The following is a 19,183-nucleotide window of genomic DNA, read 5'->3' as shown; positions in this document are numbered from 1 at the left end:
TATGAACACAACATTAGAAAAATTAAAAGAACGCATTAAAGACAAAAAGTACAAATTGACCACACAACGTCAAACAATCTTGCAAGCATTTATCGATGCTGAAGAAAATCATTTGAGTGCTGAAGATGTATATGTTCTTGTAAAAGAGGTGGCACCTGATATCGGGTTGGCAACAATTTACAGAACTCTTGATCTCTTCACAGAACTTGATTTGTTAAAACGTCTTGATTTTGGTGATGGCCGTAATCGTTATGAATTAAATGACGAAGAGTTCGCTCATTTCCATCATCATTTGATTTGCGTAAAATGTGGTAAAGTATCCGAGTTTGAAGATGACATGCTTGAAACATTGGAGTCTATCATCGCTAAGAAATTGAACTTCCGTACCATTGATCATCAATTGAAAGTATATGGTTACTGTAGTGATTGTCAAAATCATATGACTGAAGCAGAATTAGAAAAGCTTGAGCGTATGTCCCATCATGGTTAATGGATATCTATATACGGGGCCATTACCACTTGGCTCCGTAGTAGCTCATAACTGTGGCGCGGCAGGACTCTTTTCTGATAAGGTACATCCAGAGGTTATCCTTGAAGCGCATGAAGTGGAAGGAATATATACATTAACTGTTACTATTGGTGATACAATTAAGATTTTTGAAGGAACTGTTTCCTCTATGGGGCGTCGTCAAATTGGACAAGCCTTGTTGCGATATTTGCGTGAATATCAAGGCTTACCTGCTGAGGCTCCATGGGGAACTATGATAGGTGTGCGCCCTACAAAGCTACTACATAAATATATAGATACATATGGCTCTATCCACGCAGCAACTCGTCACATTAGGGACGAGTTTTCTGTGTCTATGGAAAAGCTTGCTACTTTGGGGTCCATTGGCGAATATCAACGTCCGTTTTTATCTGATACAGATGATAAAAAGGTAAGTCTCTATTGTGGTATTCCTTTCTGCGATACGCGTTGCGTATATTGCTCGTTTCCATATGGTCTTTATCAGGATTATGTTGGTAAAAGTCAATTTCTAAGGGCTTTAAACCGTGATATAGAAGATATGAAATCTATTGTTGATTCCTATGGCCTAACAGTCGATACTCTCTATATGGGCGGTGGTACTCCGACAGTGCTAGAGGATGAAGACTTTCACCAGGTCCTAAAACAGTTATCTCTACTCGTATCTGAAGGACATGAATTCACTGTAGAGGCCGGGCGGCCAGATTCTGTTAATCCTATTAAGCTACGTTCCATGCTTGAGCTAGGTGTGAATCGCATTAGCATTAACCCGCAAACGATGCAAGATGATATTTTGCGTCGCATTGGACGCGGTCATAGCGTACGGGATGTTGATGAACTTTTACAATATGTAAAAAACAATACATCATTAGCCGTAAATATGGATTTTATCGCAGGCTTGCCTAACCAAACGATGTCAAACATGATAGAGAATATGGATTATGTATGTCAAAATCTGCCGGAAAATGTTACAATTCATACGTTAGCATTAAAACGTGGTAGCCCGTTGTACGATTTACAAATGCAAGATGATATTCCTGAAGAAAATCTCGTAGCGGAAATGGTACAATATGGTAAAGAGCGTCTTGAAGCGGCTGGTTATGTGCCATATTATTTATATCGCCAACAATATATGAGAGGGCAGTTAGAGAATATCGGCTATACCTTGCCTGGCAAAGCATGCGAATATAATATTCAAATCATGGAGGAACGTCAAAGTATTCTATCCATGGGGCCCGGTAGCTCGTCTAAGTGGATGCGAGCCCCTGAATATCGTCAGCTTAAACAGCATATGCCAAAAGACGTAGATGTTTATCACGTAACGATAGATGCACTTTTAGAGAAACGACATAGAATTTGTGAAAGATTTTGGGAGGTTGTGTAATGGCTATAAGAAAACCAAGAGGTACACAAGACTTTTTGCCAGAACAGATGATAAATTGGCACTATATTGAACAACGTATGCGCGAAATTTGTAAAGTATACGGCTTCAATGAAATTCGCACACCTGCCTTTGAAGAAACTAAATTATTTTTGCGAGGTATCGGTGAAACTACAGATGTAGTACAAAAAGAGATGTACACCTTTACCACCGGAGATGACGGTGGTTCTAGCTTTACCTTACGCCCTGAAAATACGGCGTCTGCTGTGCGCGCATACTTAGAAAATAAAGTATATGGTAAAGAAGGTCTCACCAAATGGTATTATATGGGCCCTATGTTCCGTCATGATAAACCGCAAGCAGGCCGTTACCGTCAATTTCACCAATTTGGTGCTGAGGTATTAGGCTCTCAATCTCCAGTAGTGGATAGCGAAGTTATCTGCATGGTTGTGCAGTTGTTAAAAGATTTTGGGCTTAAAGATCTCAATGTAGAGGTAAATTCTGTAGGTTGTCCGATATGTCGTCCTGTATATCGTGAAAAATTAATCGCTTTCTTTGAACCTAAAAAGGAACAATTATGTAGCGACTGCCAAGAACGTTTGTACAAAAACCCTTTGCGTATACTGGATTGTAAAAATGAAACATGTAAATCCTTGTCCATAGGTGCTCCTGAAATTCACGAACATTTATGTGAAGAGTGTCATGATCATTTTGAAGAATTGAAAACCTATTTAACTGCAGCTAATGTGCAATATACTTTAAATCCTCGTCTCGTACGTGGCCTTGATTACTATACAAAAACAGCTTTTGAGGTACAATATACTCCTTTAGGTGCTCAAAGTGCCGTAGCCGGTGGTGGCCGTTACGATGGTCTCGTAGAAGAGCTCGATGGACCTCATACTCCAGCTATCGGTTTTGCTATGGGCATGGAGCGTTTACTATTAGCTCTTGAAAAACAAAACTTATTGCCTGAGCCGACTGTAGAACCATCTGCATTCGTAGTCGCTCTTGGTGATGCGGCTAAGGTAGAGGCTTTCAAAATTTGCCAAAAACTTCGCAGTCTTGATATTCCTGTTGAAATGGACGGGCAGGGAAAAAGTATGAAGGCACAATTAAAATACGCTAACAAAATTAATGCGAAATATGTTATTATATTGGGTGATGATGAATTGGTTCGTAAAGAAGCCATAATTCGATTCATGGATACTAGTGAACAAGAGACTGTATCTCTCAATACAGTGGCTGAACGTATAACTTCTTTGGTGAAAGGATGACAATTAGAATGGAAACAATGCAAGGCTTACACCGTACGCACGGTTGTGGCACCATCTCTGAACAAGAGGTAGGTAAAGAGGTCGTATTATGTGGTTGGGTTGAACGCCGTCGTGACCATGGTGGTTTGATTTTCTTGGATTTACGCGATCGTTCTGGTGTAGTACAAGTAGTGGCATCCCCAGATCATAACGTAGAATCGTTCCACAAAGCAGAGGATGTTCGTAATGAATATGTTCTTTGTGTACGTGGTAAGATTACAAAACGTGATGAGGCTGCTATCAATCCAAACCTTCCTACAGGTGCATACGAAATGTTCTGTGAAGAGTTGCGCGTATTGAATTCCGCTAAAACTCCTCCTTTCTATATTCAAGATGATATCGATGTAGATGAAAATATTCGCTTGAAATATCGTTACCTTGACTTGCGTCGTCCTGAAATGCAACGCAACTTGATTTTACGTCACAAGGTAACAAAAGCAATGCGCGACTTCTTTGATAGCCGCGATTTCTTGGAAATTGAAACTCCAATGCTTACTAAATCTACACCAGAGGGCGCTCGTGACTATCTAGTGCCTTCCCGTGTAAATGCTGGTACATTTTATGCATTGCCACAATCTCCACAAATCTTTAAACAAATCTTGATGGTTGCTGGTTATGAAAAATACTTCCAAATCGCTCGTTGCTTCCGCGATGAAGATTTGCGTGCAGACCGTCAACCTGAGTTTACTCAGCTCGACTTGGAAATGTCCTTCGTAGACGAAGAAGACATTTACTCCATGCTTGAAGAAATGATTGCTCATGTATTTAAAACTGCATTGGGCAAAGAAATCACATTGCCTATGCCTCGCATTACATGGGATGAAGCAATGGATAAATATGGTTCTGATAAACCAGACCTTCGCTTTGACATGGCGTTTACAGATGTAACTGATCTTGTAAAAGATACAGAATTTAAAGTATTCCGCTCTGTAATCGACAATGGTGGCGTAGTTAAAGGTATCGTTGTACCTGGCGACGCTGGCATTCCTCGTCGTGAACTTGATGACCTTGTTGAGTATGTAAATCGTTACGGCGCTAAAGGCCTTGCATGGGCTTGCTTCAACGAAGATGGTTCTATCAAGTCTCAAATCATGAAGTTCTTAGGTGAAGCTACAATTCGCAATATCGGTGAAAAAATGGGCGCTAAAGGTGGCGACCTCGTATTGATGATTGCTGATAAACCTGCAACTGTGGCACGTGCATTAGGCGAATTGCGCCTTGAAATGGCACGCCGCATGAACATGATTGATCCAGATAAATTGGCATTCACATGGGTAACTGATTTCCCTATGTTCGAATATAATGAAGACGAAAAACGTTATGTGGCAATGCACCATCCGTTCACAATGCCACGCCATGCGGATCTTGATAAATTGGAATCCGATCCTGGCAGCGTAAAAGCGATTGCTTACGACATGGTATTGAATGGCGTAGAAATCGGTGGCGGTTCCTTGCGTATCTACCAAGCTGACGTACAAGAAAAAGTATTCAAAGCAATTGGTTTGTCCATTGAAGAAGCACGATCTAAATTCGGCTTTATGCTTGATGCATTCCAATATGGTGCACCTCCTCATGCAGGCTGTGCATTTGGTTTAGATCGTCTTGTTATGTTGATGGCAAAACGTCAATCTATCCGCGACGTAATCGCATTCCCTAAAACTCAATCTGCTTCTGATATCATGAGCCAAGCTCCATCTGAAGTAGAACCAAAGCAATTAAAAGAGTTGCATATTAAACCAGATGTAGAAGAAGAACAAGAGCAATCTTTAGTGTAAAAACATAGGCAAGAATTGATTAAAATCGAAATGTCAAGACTTGTTAATTGCTAATCTTTCTGATACTATTTAAGTATAAGATATCCCTGCCATGTGCGTGTGATATCGCAGTTTTGAGCCAACACATTTACTTTGGGAGTCTGAACTCTCGTCTGAACGTTACGCCCTTACGGGACAACTGCAGGATGAGGAGGACACCCACCTGCCCTTGCAGGATCAAAACGCGGTACATTACGGCATGGTGGGGCTTTTTTGCGTGTAAAAATAGACTGAAATATCATATACTATAAATATATCTTTGGTAAGAATTTAAACTTTTTAAAATCTTAAGAGTCTTAAATGTCATAAACGTTATAAATGTCTTGCCAATATTATCAGTGTTACCGAGTTACTGATGTTATTAGGCTTTTATGACAGGGAAGTAATTGTTTTTTTGATTGAATAGTTATAGATATTAAAATACGATAGTTAAACTGGGTGCGAATTGAGGTGATAGAATGGATAGTTTATTTGATATGACACCTACAAATACATACGAGCCACTTCCTGTACGAATGCGTCCTACTAAACTGGATCATTTATATGGTCAAGAGAAGGCCATAGGGAAGGGGACTTTCTTGCGTGCTATGGTAGAGAAGGATACAATACCATCTATGCTTTTTTATGGTCCTTGTGGAACGGGTAAGACTACATTAGCCGGAATCATAGCTAAGGTGAGTAATAGTCATTTTGTAAACCTGAATGCTACTAACGCCGGTATTGGTGAGTTGCGGACCATCATTGAAGATGCGCGTAAACGAGTTCGCTCTTTACAACAACGCACAATTCTATTCCTTGATGAAATTCATCGTTTTAATAAAAGCCAACAAGATGTGTTGTTACCCTGTGTAGAGGATGGCACTATTATCCTTATTGGTGCTACTACAGAGAATCCATTCTTTGAGGTTAATAGACCGTTATTATCTCGTTTGCGTCTTATTACATTAGAAGCACTTACACCAAAGGCTATTGGTCAAATTTTACGTCGCGCCATTACCGATGAAGAAGTGGGATTAGGCAAACGCCATCTACAGGTAACGGATGAAGTTCTGGAAGATGTGGGGATTTTCGTCAATGGTGATGGACGTATGGCCCTTAATATTCTTGAACAAGCAGCAGCTATGGTTCCCGATGAGGGGACGATTACTATTGAGGTTCTTGAAAAGGTCGTAGGTCGTCGCATATATACATATGATAAAAAAGGCGATAGTCATTACGATACAATTTCAGCTTTTATTAAAAGTATGCGTGGATCCGATGTGCAAGCAACGGTACATTATTTAGCACGCATGATTGAAGCTGGAGAGGATCCTAATTTCATTGCTCGTCGTATTGTTATTTGTGCAGCAGAGGATGTAGGACTTGCGGACCCACAAGCTCTTATACTTGCTAATGCAGCGGCTCAAGCGGCTCATATGGTAGGTTTTCCTGAGGCGCGCATTATATTATCTGAGGCTGCGTGCTATGTTGCTCTCGCACCTAAAAGTAATTCTGCTTATGTAGCTATTGATGCCGCGATATCTGATGTGCGACATAAGGATTGTGGACAAGTACCTGATCATTTGAAAGATAGTCACTATAGCGGGGCTAGTAAATTAGGTCATGGGAAAGCTTATAAGTATGCTCATAATTATCCTAATGGATATGTAAAACAGCAGTATTTACCAACGCCTCTAGTTGATGCAACCTACTATAAGGGCATAAAGAGAGGGACTGAGGAACAGTTACTTCACGACTGGGAGAAACGTTGTAAAAATTAACTTAATATTACGATATATGCTATAATATAATGATAAGTTAATTTACTGTAATGTTATATAAGTAAGGGGTTTGTATAGATTTATGGCAGAAGAAAATACTTCCACCAAAAGACGCAACACACGCCGTAAGCGAACAAGTACAAAACAGCAATCAAAGTCTCAAAGCTTTTCTTTGCGCAGCGAAGTGAAAGGCCTTATTGTCATTGCCTTTGCTGTGATTTCCTTTCTGGGCTTTTTCGGCTTTGAACTCGGCCTTGTAGGACAGATTTTAACAGGTATATTCCGTTATGGCTTTGGCCTAGGGGGGATTATTCCTTGTTTATGCGTTTTCTGGTTAGGTTGGAGATTATTATATAAGGATACATTTATTTCCATTACAAAACGAGGCGTTGTAATGACCTTGTTTTTCCTATTCTTGTTAGCTCTTGTTCCCTTGTGGCGCGTTCCTGAGGGACAGGAACTCATTACTACACAACTGGCTAATCAAGGTGGTTTTGTAGGTGGTGCAATTGCTACATTCCTTCGTACACTATTAGGCAACTTAGGGGCTATTATTCTTGATGTATTCTTACTCATAGCTTTTGGATTACTGGTGACACGTTTGTCTTTGCGCAGTGGATTACAAAAGGCTGCGGACAAAACACAGGTTGGCCTTGATGTTGCAAAAGAGGTAGCTGCTGAGAAGGTTGCTGTTGCAAAAGAAGTGTTTGAAGATTGGAATGAACAACGTAAAGAAGCGGCAGAACAGCGTAAAGCTTATAACAGGGAAAAAGATACACGCTTTGCTGATGCAGCAGATCAAGCATTAGATGCACTAGAAAAACAAGGCATTGCTACTGGCAGAGACCTTTTTGACTCTACCACAGCTATAGATGTTGATACTATTGAAGATACAGTTACTACTGTGGAGTCGCCAAAACCTCCTACATCTTGGAAGGAATTGGCTGAGATAGAAGCACGTAATCGTGCGGCTGAGCAATTGGCTAATATTTCTGAAGCATCTGGTGATGCTAAGTCTTATGAAGCTGATGACTTTGAACAATTCTCTGATACACATAGAACTACGAGTGATGATTATGTATATGTTCCCGATGAGGACTATGCATATACACCAGATGAAGAATATACGGATGAGTTTGGAACTGCAGCAAACTCTGATGACGAAGAACCAGAATTCTCCTATCAAAATACAACGATGGGTCCATTGGAAACTAATCATGGTGCTATCGCTTCTGTTGTGCCAGGAACGGGTGCGGCTGCAAGTTCCGTAAGTGCTGGGGCTGGTATATCCGGCATGGGCTTACAAGTACCGTCCATTATTAGTACTACAGAAGATACGGCACAAGTAGCTGTATCTAAAGATGGCCAAATTCATCGTTCCTATGATAGACCGTACCACTTCCCAAGCCTAGATATTTTGGCGAAAGGGAAGGGAAGTCAAAACAATGGTGAAGAAGTAGCGCAAAATGCGATGATGCTTGAACATGTATTGAGTGACTTTGGTATTACTGCTAAGGTTGTTAATGCTACACAAGGTCCAACTGTTACGCGTTATGAAATTGAACCTGCACCAGGCGTGAAAGTGAGTCGTATCGTTAACTTAACAGATGATATTGCCCTCAACTTAGCAGCGCAACATATCCGTATGGAGGCTCCGATTCCAGGTAAATCTGCCATCGGTATTGAGGTGCCTAATAAAACGACAGAAGCCGTTCATTTACGTGATGTACTTGATTGTAGTGACTTTAAAGATGCTCGTGGTGGTATTCCTGTCGGTCTTGGTAAGGATATTGCAGGTAAACCTGTTATTACGGATCTTGCTAAGATGCCTCACTTGCTCGTAGCTGGTACGACTGGATCTGGTAAATCCGTATGTGTAAATACATTGATTTCTAGTATTCTCTTTAGTCGTAAACCGGAAGAGGTTAAGTTATTATTAATCGACCCTAAAATGGTTGAATTGTCTATTTACAATGGGATCCCGCACTTGATGGCTCCAGTTGTAACGGATATGAAAAAAGCAGCAGCTGTATTGCGTTGGGCCGTTCGTGAAATGGAGGCTCGTTATAAGGCGTTTGCTGCATCTGGTAAACGTGATATCAAGAGCTACAATGAGGCTCATCCTAAGGCTGCAATGCCGCTAATAGTGTTGATTATCGATGAGTTAGCTGATCTTATGATGACAGCTCCTGATGATATTGAAGAATCTATTAGTCGTTTAGCACAAATGGCTCGTGCCGCAGGTATTCACATGGTTCTTGCTACACAGCGGCCATCTGTTAACGTTATTACCGGTTCTATTAAGGCCAATGTACCAAGCCGTATTTCCTTTGCTGTAGGCTCTCAAATTGACTCTCGTACCATTCTTGATATGGCAGGGGCAGAGAAACTATTGGGTAAAGGGGATATGTTATTTGCTCCGATTGGTGCAAATAAACCTATTCGTGTACAAGGGGCCTTCATTTCTGATGATGAGGTAGAAAAACTTGTAGAGTTTGTGAAAGCTCAACGAGAACCAGAATATGATAATACGGTAACTCAAGAAGTGGAAAAGGAAGCTGAAAAAGAATCTTCTGATGCTAATGATGTTTACCGCGATGAATTATTAGAGCGAGCTGTCAATCTCGTTATGGAATCTGGTCAAGCTTCCGTATCGATGTTGCAACGTCGTTTCCGTATAGGTTATACCCGTGCGGCACGTCTTGTAGATACAATGGAAGACCTTAAAATCGTTGGTCCTAGCATGGGCAGTAAGGCGCGAGAAATTTTAATGAGCCCTGAACAAGCTAAGGCTAGATATTTCTCCGATTCCAATGATGAGCAATAATTAGCTAATTACTATATGAATATTACGTAGATTTAGAAAGGAACGAAAATGGCTGAATTAGGCGAAGAATTACGACGTGAACGGGTAAGACGTAATCTAACCTTTAAAGATGTGGAGCAAGTGCTGCATATTAAAACAACCTATTTAGAGGCTATCGAAGATGGCAACTATGATATCATTCCTGGTCAAGTCTACGTAAAAGGTTTTATTCGAAACTATGGTAACTACTTAGATCTTGATGGGGATCGCTTGGTAAAAGTATATCAGGGCCAAGTAGGGGACATAGATACCTTTTCTTTACGTTCTGTTACAAGACGGAAGGCTCAAGCAACTCCTAATTTGGTACAAAGTGAGTTTGTTGAATACCAAACATCTAAAAAGCGTATGTCCTTAGAAACGCGTCAACGAAAACGTCAACGCTCTATTGTACAAGAACGCATTATTTTAGGGATTATTTTAGTTTGTATGGCATTATTTTTACTATGGTTATTCCTGTTCTAGTATCTGATTAGGCATGATAGAAAGGCATTTACACAATCAATGGATAGATTTTTAGTAACAGAACCTTCGGATATGAAGGAACGTGGTTGGGCTGAATTAGATTTCGTTCTCATCAGTGGGGACGCTTATGTGGACCATCCATCCTTTGCTCCTGCGGTTATCGGTAGATACTTGGAATCCAAAGGTTATCGTGTAGGCATTATAGATCAACCAGATTGGAATGATGTCGAGGCTTTCAAAAAACTAGGTAAACCACGTCTAGCATCCCTTGTTACGGCAGGAAATCTAGATTCAATGCTCAATAAATTTACGGCAGCAAAGAAAATTCGCCGTCAAGATGATTATTCTCCAGGTGGTGAATCAGGTCATCGTCCAGATCGTGCTACCTTGGTATATGCTAACCGCATGAAGGAGGCTTACAGTGATGTACCTCTTATCATTGGCGGTATAGAAGCGTCCTTGCGCCGCTTTGGTCATTATGACTATTGGTCAGATACGGTGCGTCGATCCATCTTAGTAGATTCTAAGGCCGATGTACTCGTCTATGGTATGGGAGAGCTTCAAATCGTTGAACTAGCTGATGCCTTAGATCAAGGCCGATTTAAAGAGTCCTTGCCGTCGATCCGTGGTATTTGCTACATGGCAAAGGAGATTCCAACCATTGACTATGTAGAGTGCCCGTCTTATGAAGCTATTAAGGCGGATAAGATGGACTTTGCCGATGCATTTCGCATTCAATATGATGAACAAGATCCGTTCTATGGTCGTATTGTAGTCCAAAAACATGGTGATAGATATCTCATTCAGAACACGCCTGCCTTGCCATTGACGCAGGAGGAAATGGACGGTGTCTATAACTTGCCATATACTCGAAAGTGGCATCCTAAATATGATGATAAGGGTGGTGTGCCAGCATTAAGTGAAGTTCAATTTAGCCTTGTGAGCCAACGAGGTTGCTTTGGCAGTTGTTCTTTCTGTGCTATTACTAATCACCAAGGGCGTATCATCCAGAATCGTAGTCATGAGTCTTTGATTGAAGAAGCTCACATGATGATTAAGATGGACAACTTTAAAGGGTATATTCATGATGTAGGGGGCCCTACGGCAAACTTCCGCCATCTAGCTTGCGATAAACAAGCTGTTTATGGTGCGTGTAAAGGTCGTACTTGTGCGGCTCCAGAGCCTTGTGAAAACTTGAATACAAATCATGATGACTATATTGCTTTACTGCGTAAATTACGTAAACTAAAAGGTGTAAAAAAGGTATTTGTTCGTTCTGGTTTGCGTTATGACTATGTACTAGCCGATAACAATAAAGATTTTGTGCGGGAACTTTGCGAGTTTCACGTAAGTGGGCAGCTAAAGGTAGCTCCAGAACATGTATCTAAACGGGTTACCAATATGATGGGGAAAGCTGGTAAAGAAGAATTCCTAACCTTTAAGTCTTGGTTTGAAGAGGCAAATAAAAAGCTTGGTAAGAAACAATACTTAGTGCCGTACTTTATGAGCTCTCATCCCGGTTGTGCCCTAGAGGATGCTATTGAATTAGCGGAATTTTTACGAGATCACCATATGTACCCAGAGCAAGTACAGGATTTTATTCCTACGCCGGGTAGCCTTTCTACTTGTATGTATTATACGGGCATTAATCCACTAGATGGAAAACCTGTTTATGTTGCTAAAAAGGGTAGAGATAAAGCAAAACAGCGCGCATTGATGCAGTTTAAAAATATTGAAAACTATGACCTTGTTAAAGAGGCTCTCATAGAAGCCAATCGACGTGATTTAATTGGCTTTGGCCCAGAATGTTTAATTCCACCCCGACCAATTGGTGGAAATTCTAAGCGTATTAGCCAATCTAGTAAATCCCGTAATGGCAAACGAGGTTGCGAATCTAGGAATCGATGCCAGACTGGAAAAAGGCGTAGTAGAGATGTGACTAAAGTTCGTACATCTAATAAAAGTTTTGGTGGTCGTTACATGTAGGGAGTAGCTTTAGCTACTCTCATTTTAAGATACTTTATGTCTTATGGGAGGCATATATGAAACGATGGATTGCTCCGAGCATCTTAGCATTATTTGTGGTAGGAATGTTGATCTATGGCATAAACTTTTACCAACAAGAACAAATAGAACAGGCCAAAGAGCCTATTCGTGGTGAAATTATAGTCTATACGGACTTACCTAATACTTTGACAGCTATGCTTGCTGAGCGTTATGAAGAGGAACAAAAGGTAAAAGTCACTGTAATGCCTCTTACAGAGGAACAAATGTCACAACGGTCGGCTTCTACAGTGGCTGATACTTCTGGTGATTTGGTGCTAACTTCTGAAGATAATCTCGTAATTGGTGCCAATGCAGGTAAATATATGCCCATCGTCAATGAACGTATTGACGAGGTACGTGATAATCTAAAGGATCCAAATGGCTATTGGGTTGGTATTTGGTATGATCCCATCGTATTTGTTCAGAATGATACCTTCCATAATGGCATTGGTAAATATATTACTACATGGGATACATTGGGAAAACAAGGTGATTGGTCTATTGTTATGACCGATTTTGTAGCATCTCAGAATGCGGCCAATTTGCTATATAATATGGTAGAGTATAAAGGGGAACCAGAGGCTCTTGAATACTTATATAGTTTGAAGCCCCATGTGGTTCAACATGCTAAATTTTTGTCTACTCCAATACGCCTAACTGCGCTAGGGGAGACAAATATTGGTATTGGTAACTTGTCTGATGCGGCGCAATATAGTCATCATGGGTATCCAATTAAGATCATTTATCCTAAAGATGGTACGTCTTATTATGTGACTGGTGCTGCCGTTTTAAAAAATTCAAAACATAAAGCAGATAGTGTAGAGTTTATTAATTGGTTACTATCTTCTAAAACGGCGAAATATATGGTAGAAAAGAATTTTACTTATATATTTACTAATCCTGAGATGGATGAGCCAAAAGATTCTATGGGGCATGATTTAGTATTATGGCCTGTGAATGGTGGCTATACTCTAGAAGGTAAAAAGTTACTATTAAATCATTGGGTTAGTCAAGTACGATTCCGTAAGGACTAAGTCAGTTGTATAAATCCAAGAAATAAATAAGAATCTAGTGACGAAAGGATATAGAATGGGGAAAAAATTAGGATATGTTAGCCTAGGTTGTGCTAAAAATTTAGTAGATACAGAGGTAATGTTAGGCTTATTGAGAGATAATGGCTATTCGATTACAGAAGACTTAAGCGAAGCAGATCTTATCGTTGTAAATACCTGTACTTTTATTGAAAAAGCTAAGGCTGAGTCTATAAATACCATCCTTGAGGTTGCCCAATATAAGGAGGATGGTACTTGTAAGGGCCTTATCGTAGCAGGTTGTCTTAGCCAACAATATCAGGATGAATTATTCCAAGAAATTCCTGAAATTGATGCATTAATCGGTACCGGTGCATGGGATCAAGTTATGGTAGCCGTTGATGCTATTGAGCACGGCAATCGCAGTTGTATCATGGAAAATATTACGAATATCTATGATGAACGCATGCCTCGTATTCAAACAACACCTCGTTATAGTGCATATGTAAAAATTGCAGAAGGCTGTAATAATGGGTGTACATTCTGTATTATTCCTAAGGTACGCGGTGCATTCCGTAGTCGTACTATCGAGTCTATTAAGGCTGAAGTGGAACGATTGGCTGCGACAGGGGTTAAGGAAGTTGTCCTTATCGCTCAAGATACAACGAGCTATGGTATCGACCTTAATGCTGGTAAACCATTATTGACGACATTGTTAAAAGAATTAACATCTGTAGAGGGTATAGAATGGATTCGCATGCTATACCTATATCCGACATTCTTCTCTGATGAATTGTTAGATATTATCGTTAATGAGCCAAAGCTTTGTAAATATGTAGATATTCCATTGCAACATGTTAATAACGATATTTTGAAACAAATGAATCGCCGAGATGATCGCAATGATATTGAGCGCTTGCTTAAGAAAATTAGAAATGCACCGACTCATATTACATTGCGCACCTCTATCATTGTTGGATTTCCTGGTGAAACAGATGAACAATTTGAGGAACTTTGTGACTTTGTAAAAGAAATCAAATTCGATAATATGGGCGTATTTACGTATTCTCAAGAAGATGGTACACCAGCTGGTGCTCGTGAAGACCAAATACCAGAAGAGGTCAAAGAAGAGCGTTATCACGTTCTTATGTCCATCCAAGCTGCTATCTCTGAAGAGAATAATCGCAATTTAGAAGGTACCATTGATTATGCGATGGTAGAGGAAATCGAAGAAGGCGAGAATAACACCTTGCTTGCAAAAGGTCGATTGAAATCTCAAGCACCTGATGTAGATGGTAATATGTACCTTGAAGACTGCGGTGAAGACATTCAACCTGGTGATATTCTTAAGGTACAAGTAGAGCAAGGCTTTGCTTATGATGTAGTAGCTACGGTTGTAGAATAATACACAGTTCGATACATTCGATTGTGGAGGTGATCTGATGATTGTAGAACTTATTTCTACAGGTTCAGAATTATTGCTAGGTGATACAGTAAATACGAATGTATCTTGGCTAGCACAAGAGTTAAATAAATTAGGATATACCATTGTCCATCAATCGGTGGTAGGTGATAATCCGAAACGAATGGCTGAAGTTTTTCAGCTCGCTAGTACAAGGGCTGATATCGTTATTAGTACTGGTGGGCTAGGACCAACGCAGGGCGACATTACACGTAATGTACTTGCCGATTCAATTGGCAGACCTATTGTGTTTAATCAAGAGGCCATGAACGAGCTTGAAAGGTTTTTTAAAAGTGTAAACCGTACTATACCCGATGCGAGTCGGCGAGAAGCACAATTACCAGAAGGGGCGAAAGTATTATATAACCCTGTTGGAGTTGCTCCCGGTGTCGTCGTTGAAGATGGCGACACTACGTACATACTTTTACCTGGACCTCCTGGAGAAATGAAGGGCATGTTCCAAGAGAGCGTAGTTCCTTATTTAAATGGCCGATTTGGTTCTCAAGGTGTTGTTACATCCTATCGTTATGGCGTATATGATATTCGTGAAATTGATTTAGAAAGCACCTTGATGGATCTAATTAAGAAGCAATCTAATCCGACCATAGCTTTGCTCATTAAAAAAGGCTACATTGAGGTTCGTATCACTGCTAAGGCTGAAACATTAGAAGCGGCACAAGACCTGCTTAATCCTTGGGATGCAATCATACGAGAACGCTTAGGCTCTCGCATAGGGCGCAACTTAACAATTTCTATGGAGGAAACATTAGGTCGAACCTTGTTAGAGGAACATAGTACTATTAGTACTGCTGAATCATGTACATCAGGATTGGTTGGTAAATTACTGACTAATGTCAGTGGCAGTAGTGAGTACTATATGGGTGGTGTCATTTCGTATAGTAATGATGTGAAACATCGTGTTTTAGGTGTACCACAAGATATGTTAGATGCGTATGGCGCTGTTAGTGAACAAGTGGCTAAGGCTATGGCAGAGGGGGCACGAACTGTTGGCCAAACAACATATGCTGTTTCTACGACAGGCATAGCTGGTCCTGGAGGTGGTACTCGAGAAAAGCCTGTTGGTCTTGTATGGTTTGGTGTTACTGGTCCATATGGCACAGTGGCCCATAAAGCTAATTTAATTGGCAATCGAGAAGATATTAGACAAAGTGCGGCAGAACTAGCACTATACTATGTTTATACTTATATAACAGAAAAGGGGAAATAAAATAATGGCTGTAGATGGCAGACAAGCAGCGTTGGATAACGCGTTAAAACAAATTGAAAAAGATTTTGGTAAAGGTGCTATTATGCGTCTTGGTGAAGCGGCAGATCGCATGAATGTAGAGGTGATTTCCTCTGGTTCTCTTGCTATCGATATTGCTGTTGGTGTAGGTGGTTTCCCTCGTGGCCGTGTAATTGAAATCTACGGTCCAGAATCTTCTGGTAAAACAACAGTCGCTCTTCACGCTGTAGCAGAAGCTCAAAAACAAGGTGGTATTGCAGCATTTATTGATGCGGAACATGCGATGGATCCTGTATATGCTCGCAACTTGGGGGTAGACATCAATAATTTGTTGATTTCTCAACCAGATAATGGAGAACAAGCTCTAGAAATTACAGAAGCTCTTGTTCGCAGTGGTGCAGTAGATATTGTTGTAGTTGACTCCGTAGCGGCTTTGGTTCCTAAAGCGGAAATCGATGGCGAAATGGGCGATGCTCACGTAGGCTTACAAGCTCGTTTGATGAGTAAAGCTTTGCGCAAATTGACTGGTATCATCAGTAAATCCAAAACAGTTGTCATCTTCATCAACCAATTGCGTGAAAAAGTAGGTGTTATGTTCGGTAATCCTGAAACAACAACTGGTGGTCGTGCGTTGAAATTCTATTCTTCCGTACGACTTGATGTTCGTAAAGGGGAATTAATTAAAGCAAACAACGAAAATGTTGGCGCTCGAACAAAAGTCAAAGTTGTCAAAAATAAGGTGGCACCTCCATTTAAGACAGCTGAATTTGATTTGATGTATGGCGAAGGTATCTCTAAAACTGGCACACTTATTGATATTGGTACAAATATGGAAATTATTAATAAATCTGGTGCTTGGTACTCCTATAATGGGGAACGTATGGGGCAAGGTAAGGAAGCGGCTAAACAATACTTGTTAGAGAATCCACAAATAGCTGATGAAATCGATCGCATTATTCGTGATACATTGGCTGTTGGCACTGAAGAAATCGATGTAATCGGTGAAGAAGTAACTGAAGAAGTATAATCATGAGTGACGAAACGATGCAAGCTGCTATGGATCAAGCGTATCGCTTCCTAGCTCAGCGCTTCCTTAGTTCTTATGAGCTGACGCAGAAAATGAGACGTAAACAATTCGAGGACCCTATCATTGAGAGGGTCCTTGAGCGCCTTAGAGATTATGATTACATTAATGATGAACGTTTATCTGAGCAAGTATTAACCTATTTGATGAAAGAACAGAAATACGGTGCTTATATGATTAAGCAAAAAATGAAACTTCGAGGACTTGCGATTCCTCAAGAAATTTCTGCTTATGATGAGGTAAAAGCTGCTTATCGGGTGGTAGAGAAAAAATTTGGATCTATTCTCAATGAAGAGAAGACTCCTCGGGTAAAAGTTTTTAGTTTTCTCAAATACAGGGGGTTCTCAACAAGCACAATTCAAGTTGTATGCAATGATTTTTATGAATAAATTCTGCTTTTTGAGAGGCCTTGGTAGGCTTGTAAAATCTTGACAGAAAGGGCTTTGAAGTCTAAAATTAATAATAGCCTTATTTATTTATATGATGATATGGCTAATTGATAATTTAATGCATAAAGGGCATAAAAAGGAGCATGAAAGCTCAATTTTGAGAAATAAAAAGGAGGTGAAAGAAATTTTAGAGTATAGTCTAATTGCAGTGGTAATGGTACTGATTGGACTAGGGGTAGGCTATTTTTTAAGAAAAAATATTGCTGAAGGAAAACTGAATCAAGCTGAACAAGAGGCTGCTCGCATCATTGCAAATGGTGAACGCACAGCTGAGTCTAAAAAGAAAGAAGCTTTATTAGAAGCGAAAGAAGAAATTCATAAGCTCCGTTCTGATGTAGAACGAGAAAATAAAGATCGTCGTTCTGAACTTCAACGTATGGAACGTCGTATTCTTCAAAAAGAAGAATCTTTGGATAAAAAATTAGACAATATTGAGCACAAAGAGGAAGCTTTACATCGCAAAGAAGCTGACTTAGCCCAAAGCCGTGAAAAGGTAGAAGCTTTGTATGAAAAACAAATGGCAGAATTGGAACGTATTTCTGGCATGACGTTCGAAGAAGCAAAAAATATCTTGTTAACGAATGTGGAACAAGAAATCCGTCATGAAACGGCGATTATGGTTAAGGAAATGGAGCAGCAAGCTAAGGATGAAGCGGAGAAAAAAGCGAAAGAAATTATCTCCTCTGCTATCCAACGTTGTGCAGCTGACCATGTAGCGGAAACTACCGTATCCGTAGTGGCATTGCCTAATGATGAAATGAAGGGGCGCATTATCGGTCGTGAGGGCCGTAACATTCGTGCACTCGAAACATTAACAGGTATTGATTTGATTATCGATGACACACCAGAAGCAGTTATTCTTTCCGGCTTCGATCCAATTCGTCGTGAAGTGGCTCGTATTGCGCTGGAAAAATTGATTGTAGATGGTCGTATCCATCCAGCTCGTATTGAAGAAATGGTTGGTAAAGCTCGTAAAGAGGTGGACCAAACTATTAAAGAGGCTGGTGAACAAGCGACATTTGAAGCTGATGTTCATGGCTTACATCCTGAAATTGTTAAGATTTTAGGCCGTTTGAAATATCGTACTAGTTATGGTCAAAACGTATTGAAACATTCCATTGAAGTATCTCATTTAGCAGGTTTAATGGCAGCTGAACTAGGCTGTGATGTAACTTTGGCTAAACGAGGTGGTTTGATTCATGATATTGGTAAAGCATTAGACCGTGAACTTGAAGGTTCTCATGTTCAAATCGGTGTTGATGTGGCTCGTAAATATCGTGAAAGTGCAGCAGTAATTAACTGTATTGGTGCTCATCATGGTGATGAAGAGTTCCAAACCGTAGAAGCTGTATTAGTAGCTGCCGCTGATGCTATCTCCGCTGCCCGTCCAGGAGCACGTCGAGAAACATTAGAAAACTACTTAAAACGTTTATCTAAATTGGAAGAAATCGCTGAATCCTTCGAAGGCGTTGAAAAATGTTTTGCTATTCAAGCCGGTCGTGAGATTCGCGTTGTAGTAAAACCGGATAAGATTGATGAAGCTGAGTCTACATTACTTGTTCGGAATATCGTAAAACGCATCGAGTCAGAACTTGAATATCCAGGCCAAATTAAGGTCGTAATTATTCGTGAAACTCGCGTTGTGGATTACGCAAAATAATATGCTATAAGCGATAAGTATAGGCTGCAATGTTTTCATTGCAGCCTATTGTTATCAAAGTTTCGGTAATTATATATTGCTAT

The 19,183-nt window shown here is 40.3% G+C and carries 14 protein-coding genes and 1 other RNA gene; all 15 read left to right on the top strand.

The features are described 5' to 3' along the window. The first annotated feature begins 1 nt into the window (after position 1). The 15 genes from VPHSUH08_RS02595 to rny all read left to right on the top strand — a co-directional run bounded on the left by VPHSUH08_RS02595 (position 2) and on the right by rny (position 19,100). On the top strand, positions 2-490 hold the full coding sequence (locus VPHSUH08_RS02595) for a Fur family transcriptional regulator (protein ID WP_008601380.1): 489 nt from the start codon (positions 2-4) through the stop codon (positions 488-490). After that, entirely contained in the window at positions 483-1,910 is a 1,428-nt protein-coding gene (hemZ, locus tag VPHSUH08_RS02590) for a coproporphyrinogen dehydrogenase HemZ (protein ID WP_105086655.1), read from the top strand. Before VPHSUH08_RS02595 ends, hemZ begins: the two co-directional genes overlap by 8 nt. Next, positions 1,910-3,181 carry a histidine--tRNA ligase gene (gene hisS / locus VPHSUH08_RS02585; protein ID WP_105086654.1) on the top strand — a complete coding sequence of 424 codons (1,272 nt, stop codon included), beginning with the start codon at positions 1,910-1,912 and terminating at the stop codon, positions 3,179-3,181. Before hemZ ends, hisS begins: the two co-directional genes overlap by 1 nt. An 8-nt stretch (positions 3,182-3,189) precedes the next feature. Next, positions 3,190-4,995, top strand: coding sequence for an aspartate--tRNA ligase (gene aspS, locus VPHSUH08_RS02580; protein WP_105086653.1), 1,806 nt, complete (start codon positions 3,190-3,192; stop codon positions 4,993-4,995). Positions 4,996-5,075: 80 nt separating this feature from the next. Continuing rightward, positions 5,076-5,247: non-coding RNA, 6S RNA (gene ssrS / locus VPHSUH08_RS02575), on the top strand. Positions 5,248-5,492: 245 nt separating this feature from the next. Beyond that, positions 5,493-6,794, top strand: coding sequence for a replication-associated recombination protein A (locus VPHSUH08_RS02570; protein WP_105086652.1), 1,302 nt, complete (start codon positions 5,493-5,495; stop codon positions 6,792-6,794). 82 nt (positions 6,795-6,876) lie between these two features. Next, positions 6,877-9,621, top strand: coding sequence for a DNA translocase FtsK (locus VPHSUH08_RS02565; protein ID WP_105086651.1), 2,745 nt, complete (start codon positions 6,877-6,879; stop codon positions 9,619-9,621). A 48-nt stretch (positions 9,622-9,669) separates the two neighbouring features. Beyond that, positions 9,670-10,122 (top strand): helix-turn-helix transcriptional regulator, encoded by a 453-nt coding sequence (locus VPHSUH08_RS02560; protein ID WP_004698676.1) that lies wholly within the window; start codon positions 9,670-9,672, stop codon positions 10,120-10,122. A 39-nt stretch (positions 10,123-10,161) separates the two neighbouring features. Continuing rightward, a complete protein-coding gene (locus VPHSUH08_RS02555) occupies positions 10,162-12,108 on the top strand; it encodes a YgiQ family radical SAM protein (protein ID WP_105086650.1) in 1,947 nt (648 codons plus the stop codon). A 56-nt stretch (positions 12,109-12,164) separates the two neighbouring features. Continuing rightward, positions 12,165-13,202: an ABC transporter substrate-binding protein gene (locus VPHSUH08_RS02550; RefSeq protein WP_008601367.1), complete on the top strand. Its 1,038-nt coding sequence runs from the start codon at positions 12,165-12,167 to the stop codon at positions 13,200-13,202. Between the two features lie 55 nt (positions 13,203-13,257). Further along, a complete protein-coding gene (rimO, locus tag VPHSUH08_RS02545; protein WP_105086649.1) occupies positions 13,258-14,604 on the top strand; it encodes a 30S ribosomal protein S12 methylthiotransferase RimO in 1,347 nt (448 codons plus the stop codon). Between the two features lie 37 nt (positions 14,605-14,641). Next, positions 14,642-15,889 (top strand): competence/damage-inducible protein A, encoded by a 1,248-nt coding sequence (locus VPHSUH08_RS02540; protein WP_105086648.1) that lies wholly within the window; start codon positions 14,642-14,644, stop codon positions 15,887-15,889. 4 nt (positions 15,890-15,893) lie between these two features. Next, positions 15,894-16,934: a recombinase RecA gene (gene recA / locus VPHSUH08_RS02535; RefSeq protein WP_004696404.1), complete on the top strand. Its 1,041-nt coding sequence runs from the start codon at positions 15,894-15,896 to the stop codon at positions 16,932-16,934. Positions 16,935-16,936: 2 nt separating this feature from the next. Further along, complete coding sequence (locus VPHSUH08_RS02530; protein WP_039965037.1) at positions 16,937-17,380, top strand: regulatory protein RecX; 444 nt, start codon at positions 16,937-16,939, stop codon at positions 17,378-17,380. 118 nt (positions 17,381-17,498) lie between these two features. Further along, positions 17,499-19,100 (top strand): ribonuclease Y, encoded by a 1,602-nt coding sequence (gene rny, locus VPHSUH08_RS02525; RefSeq protein WP_004696400.1) that lies wholly within the window; start codon positions 17,499-17,501, stop codon positions 19,098-19,100. The last annotated feature ends 83 nt before the right edge of the window (positions 19,101-19,183 follow it).

Origin of the sequence: Veillonella sp. S13054-11 (assembly GCF_002959795.1) — a bacterium.
Classification (GTDB): Bacteria; Bacillota; Negativicutes; order Veillonellales; family Veillonellaceae; genus Veillonella; species Veillonella parvula_E.
This window is presented reverse-complemented; position numbering and strand designations above follow the sequence as displayed.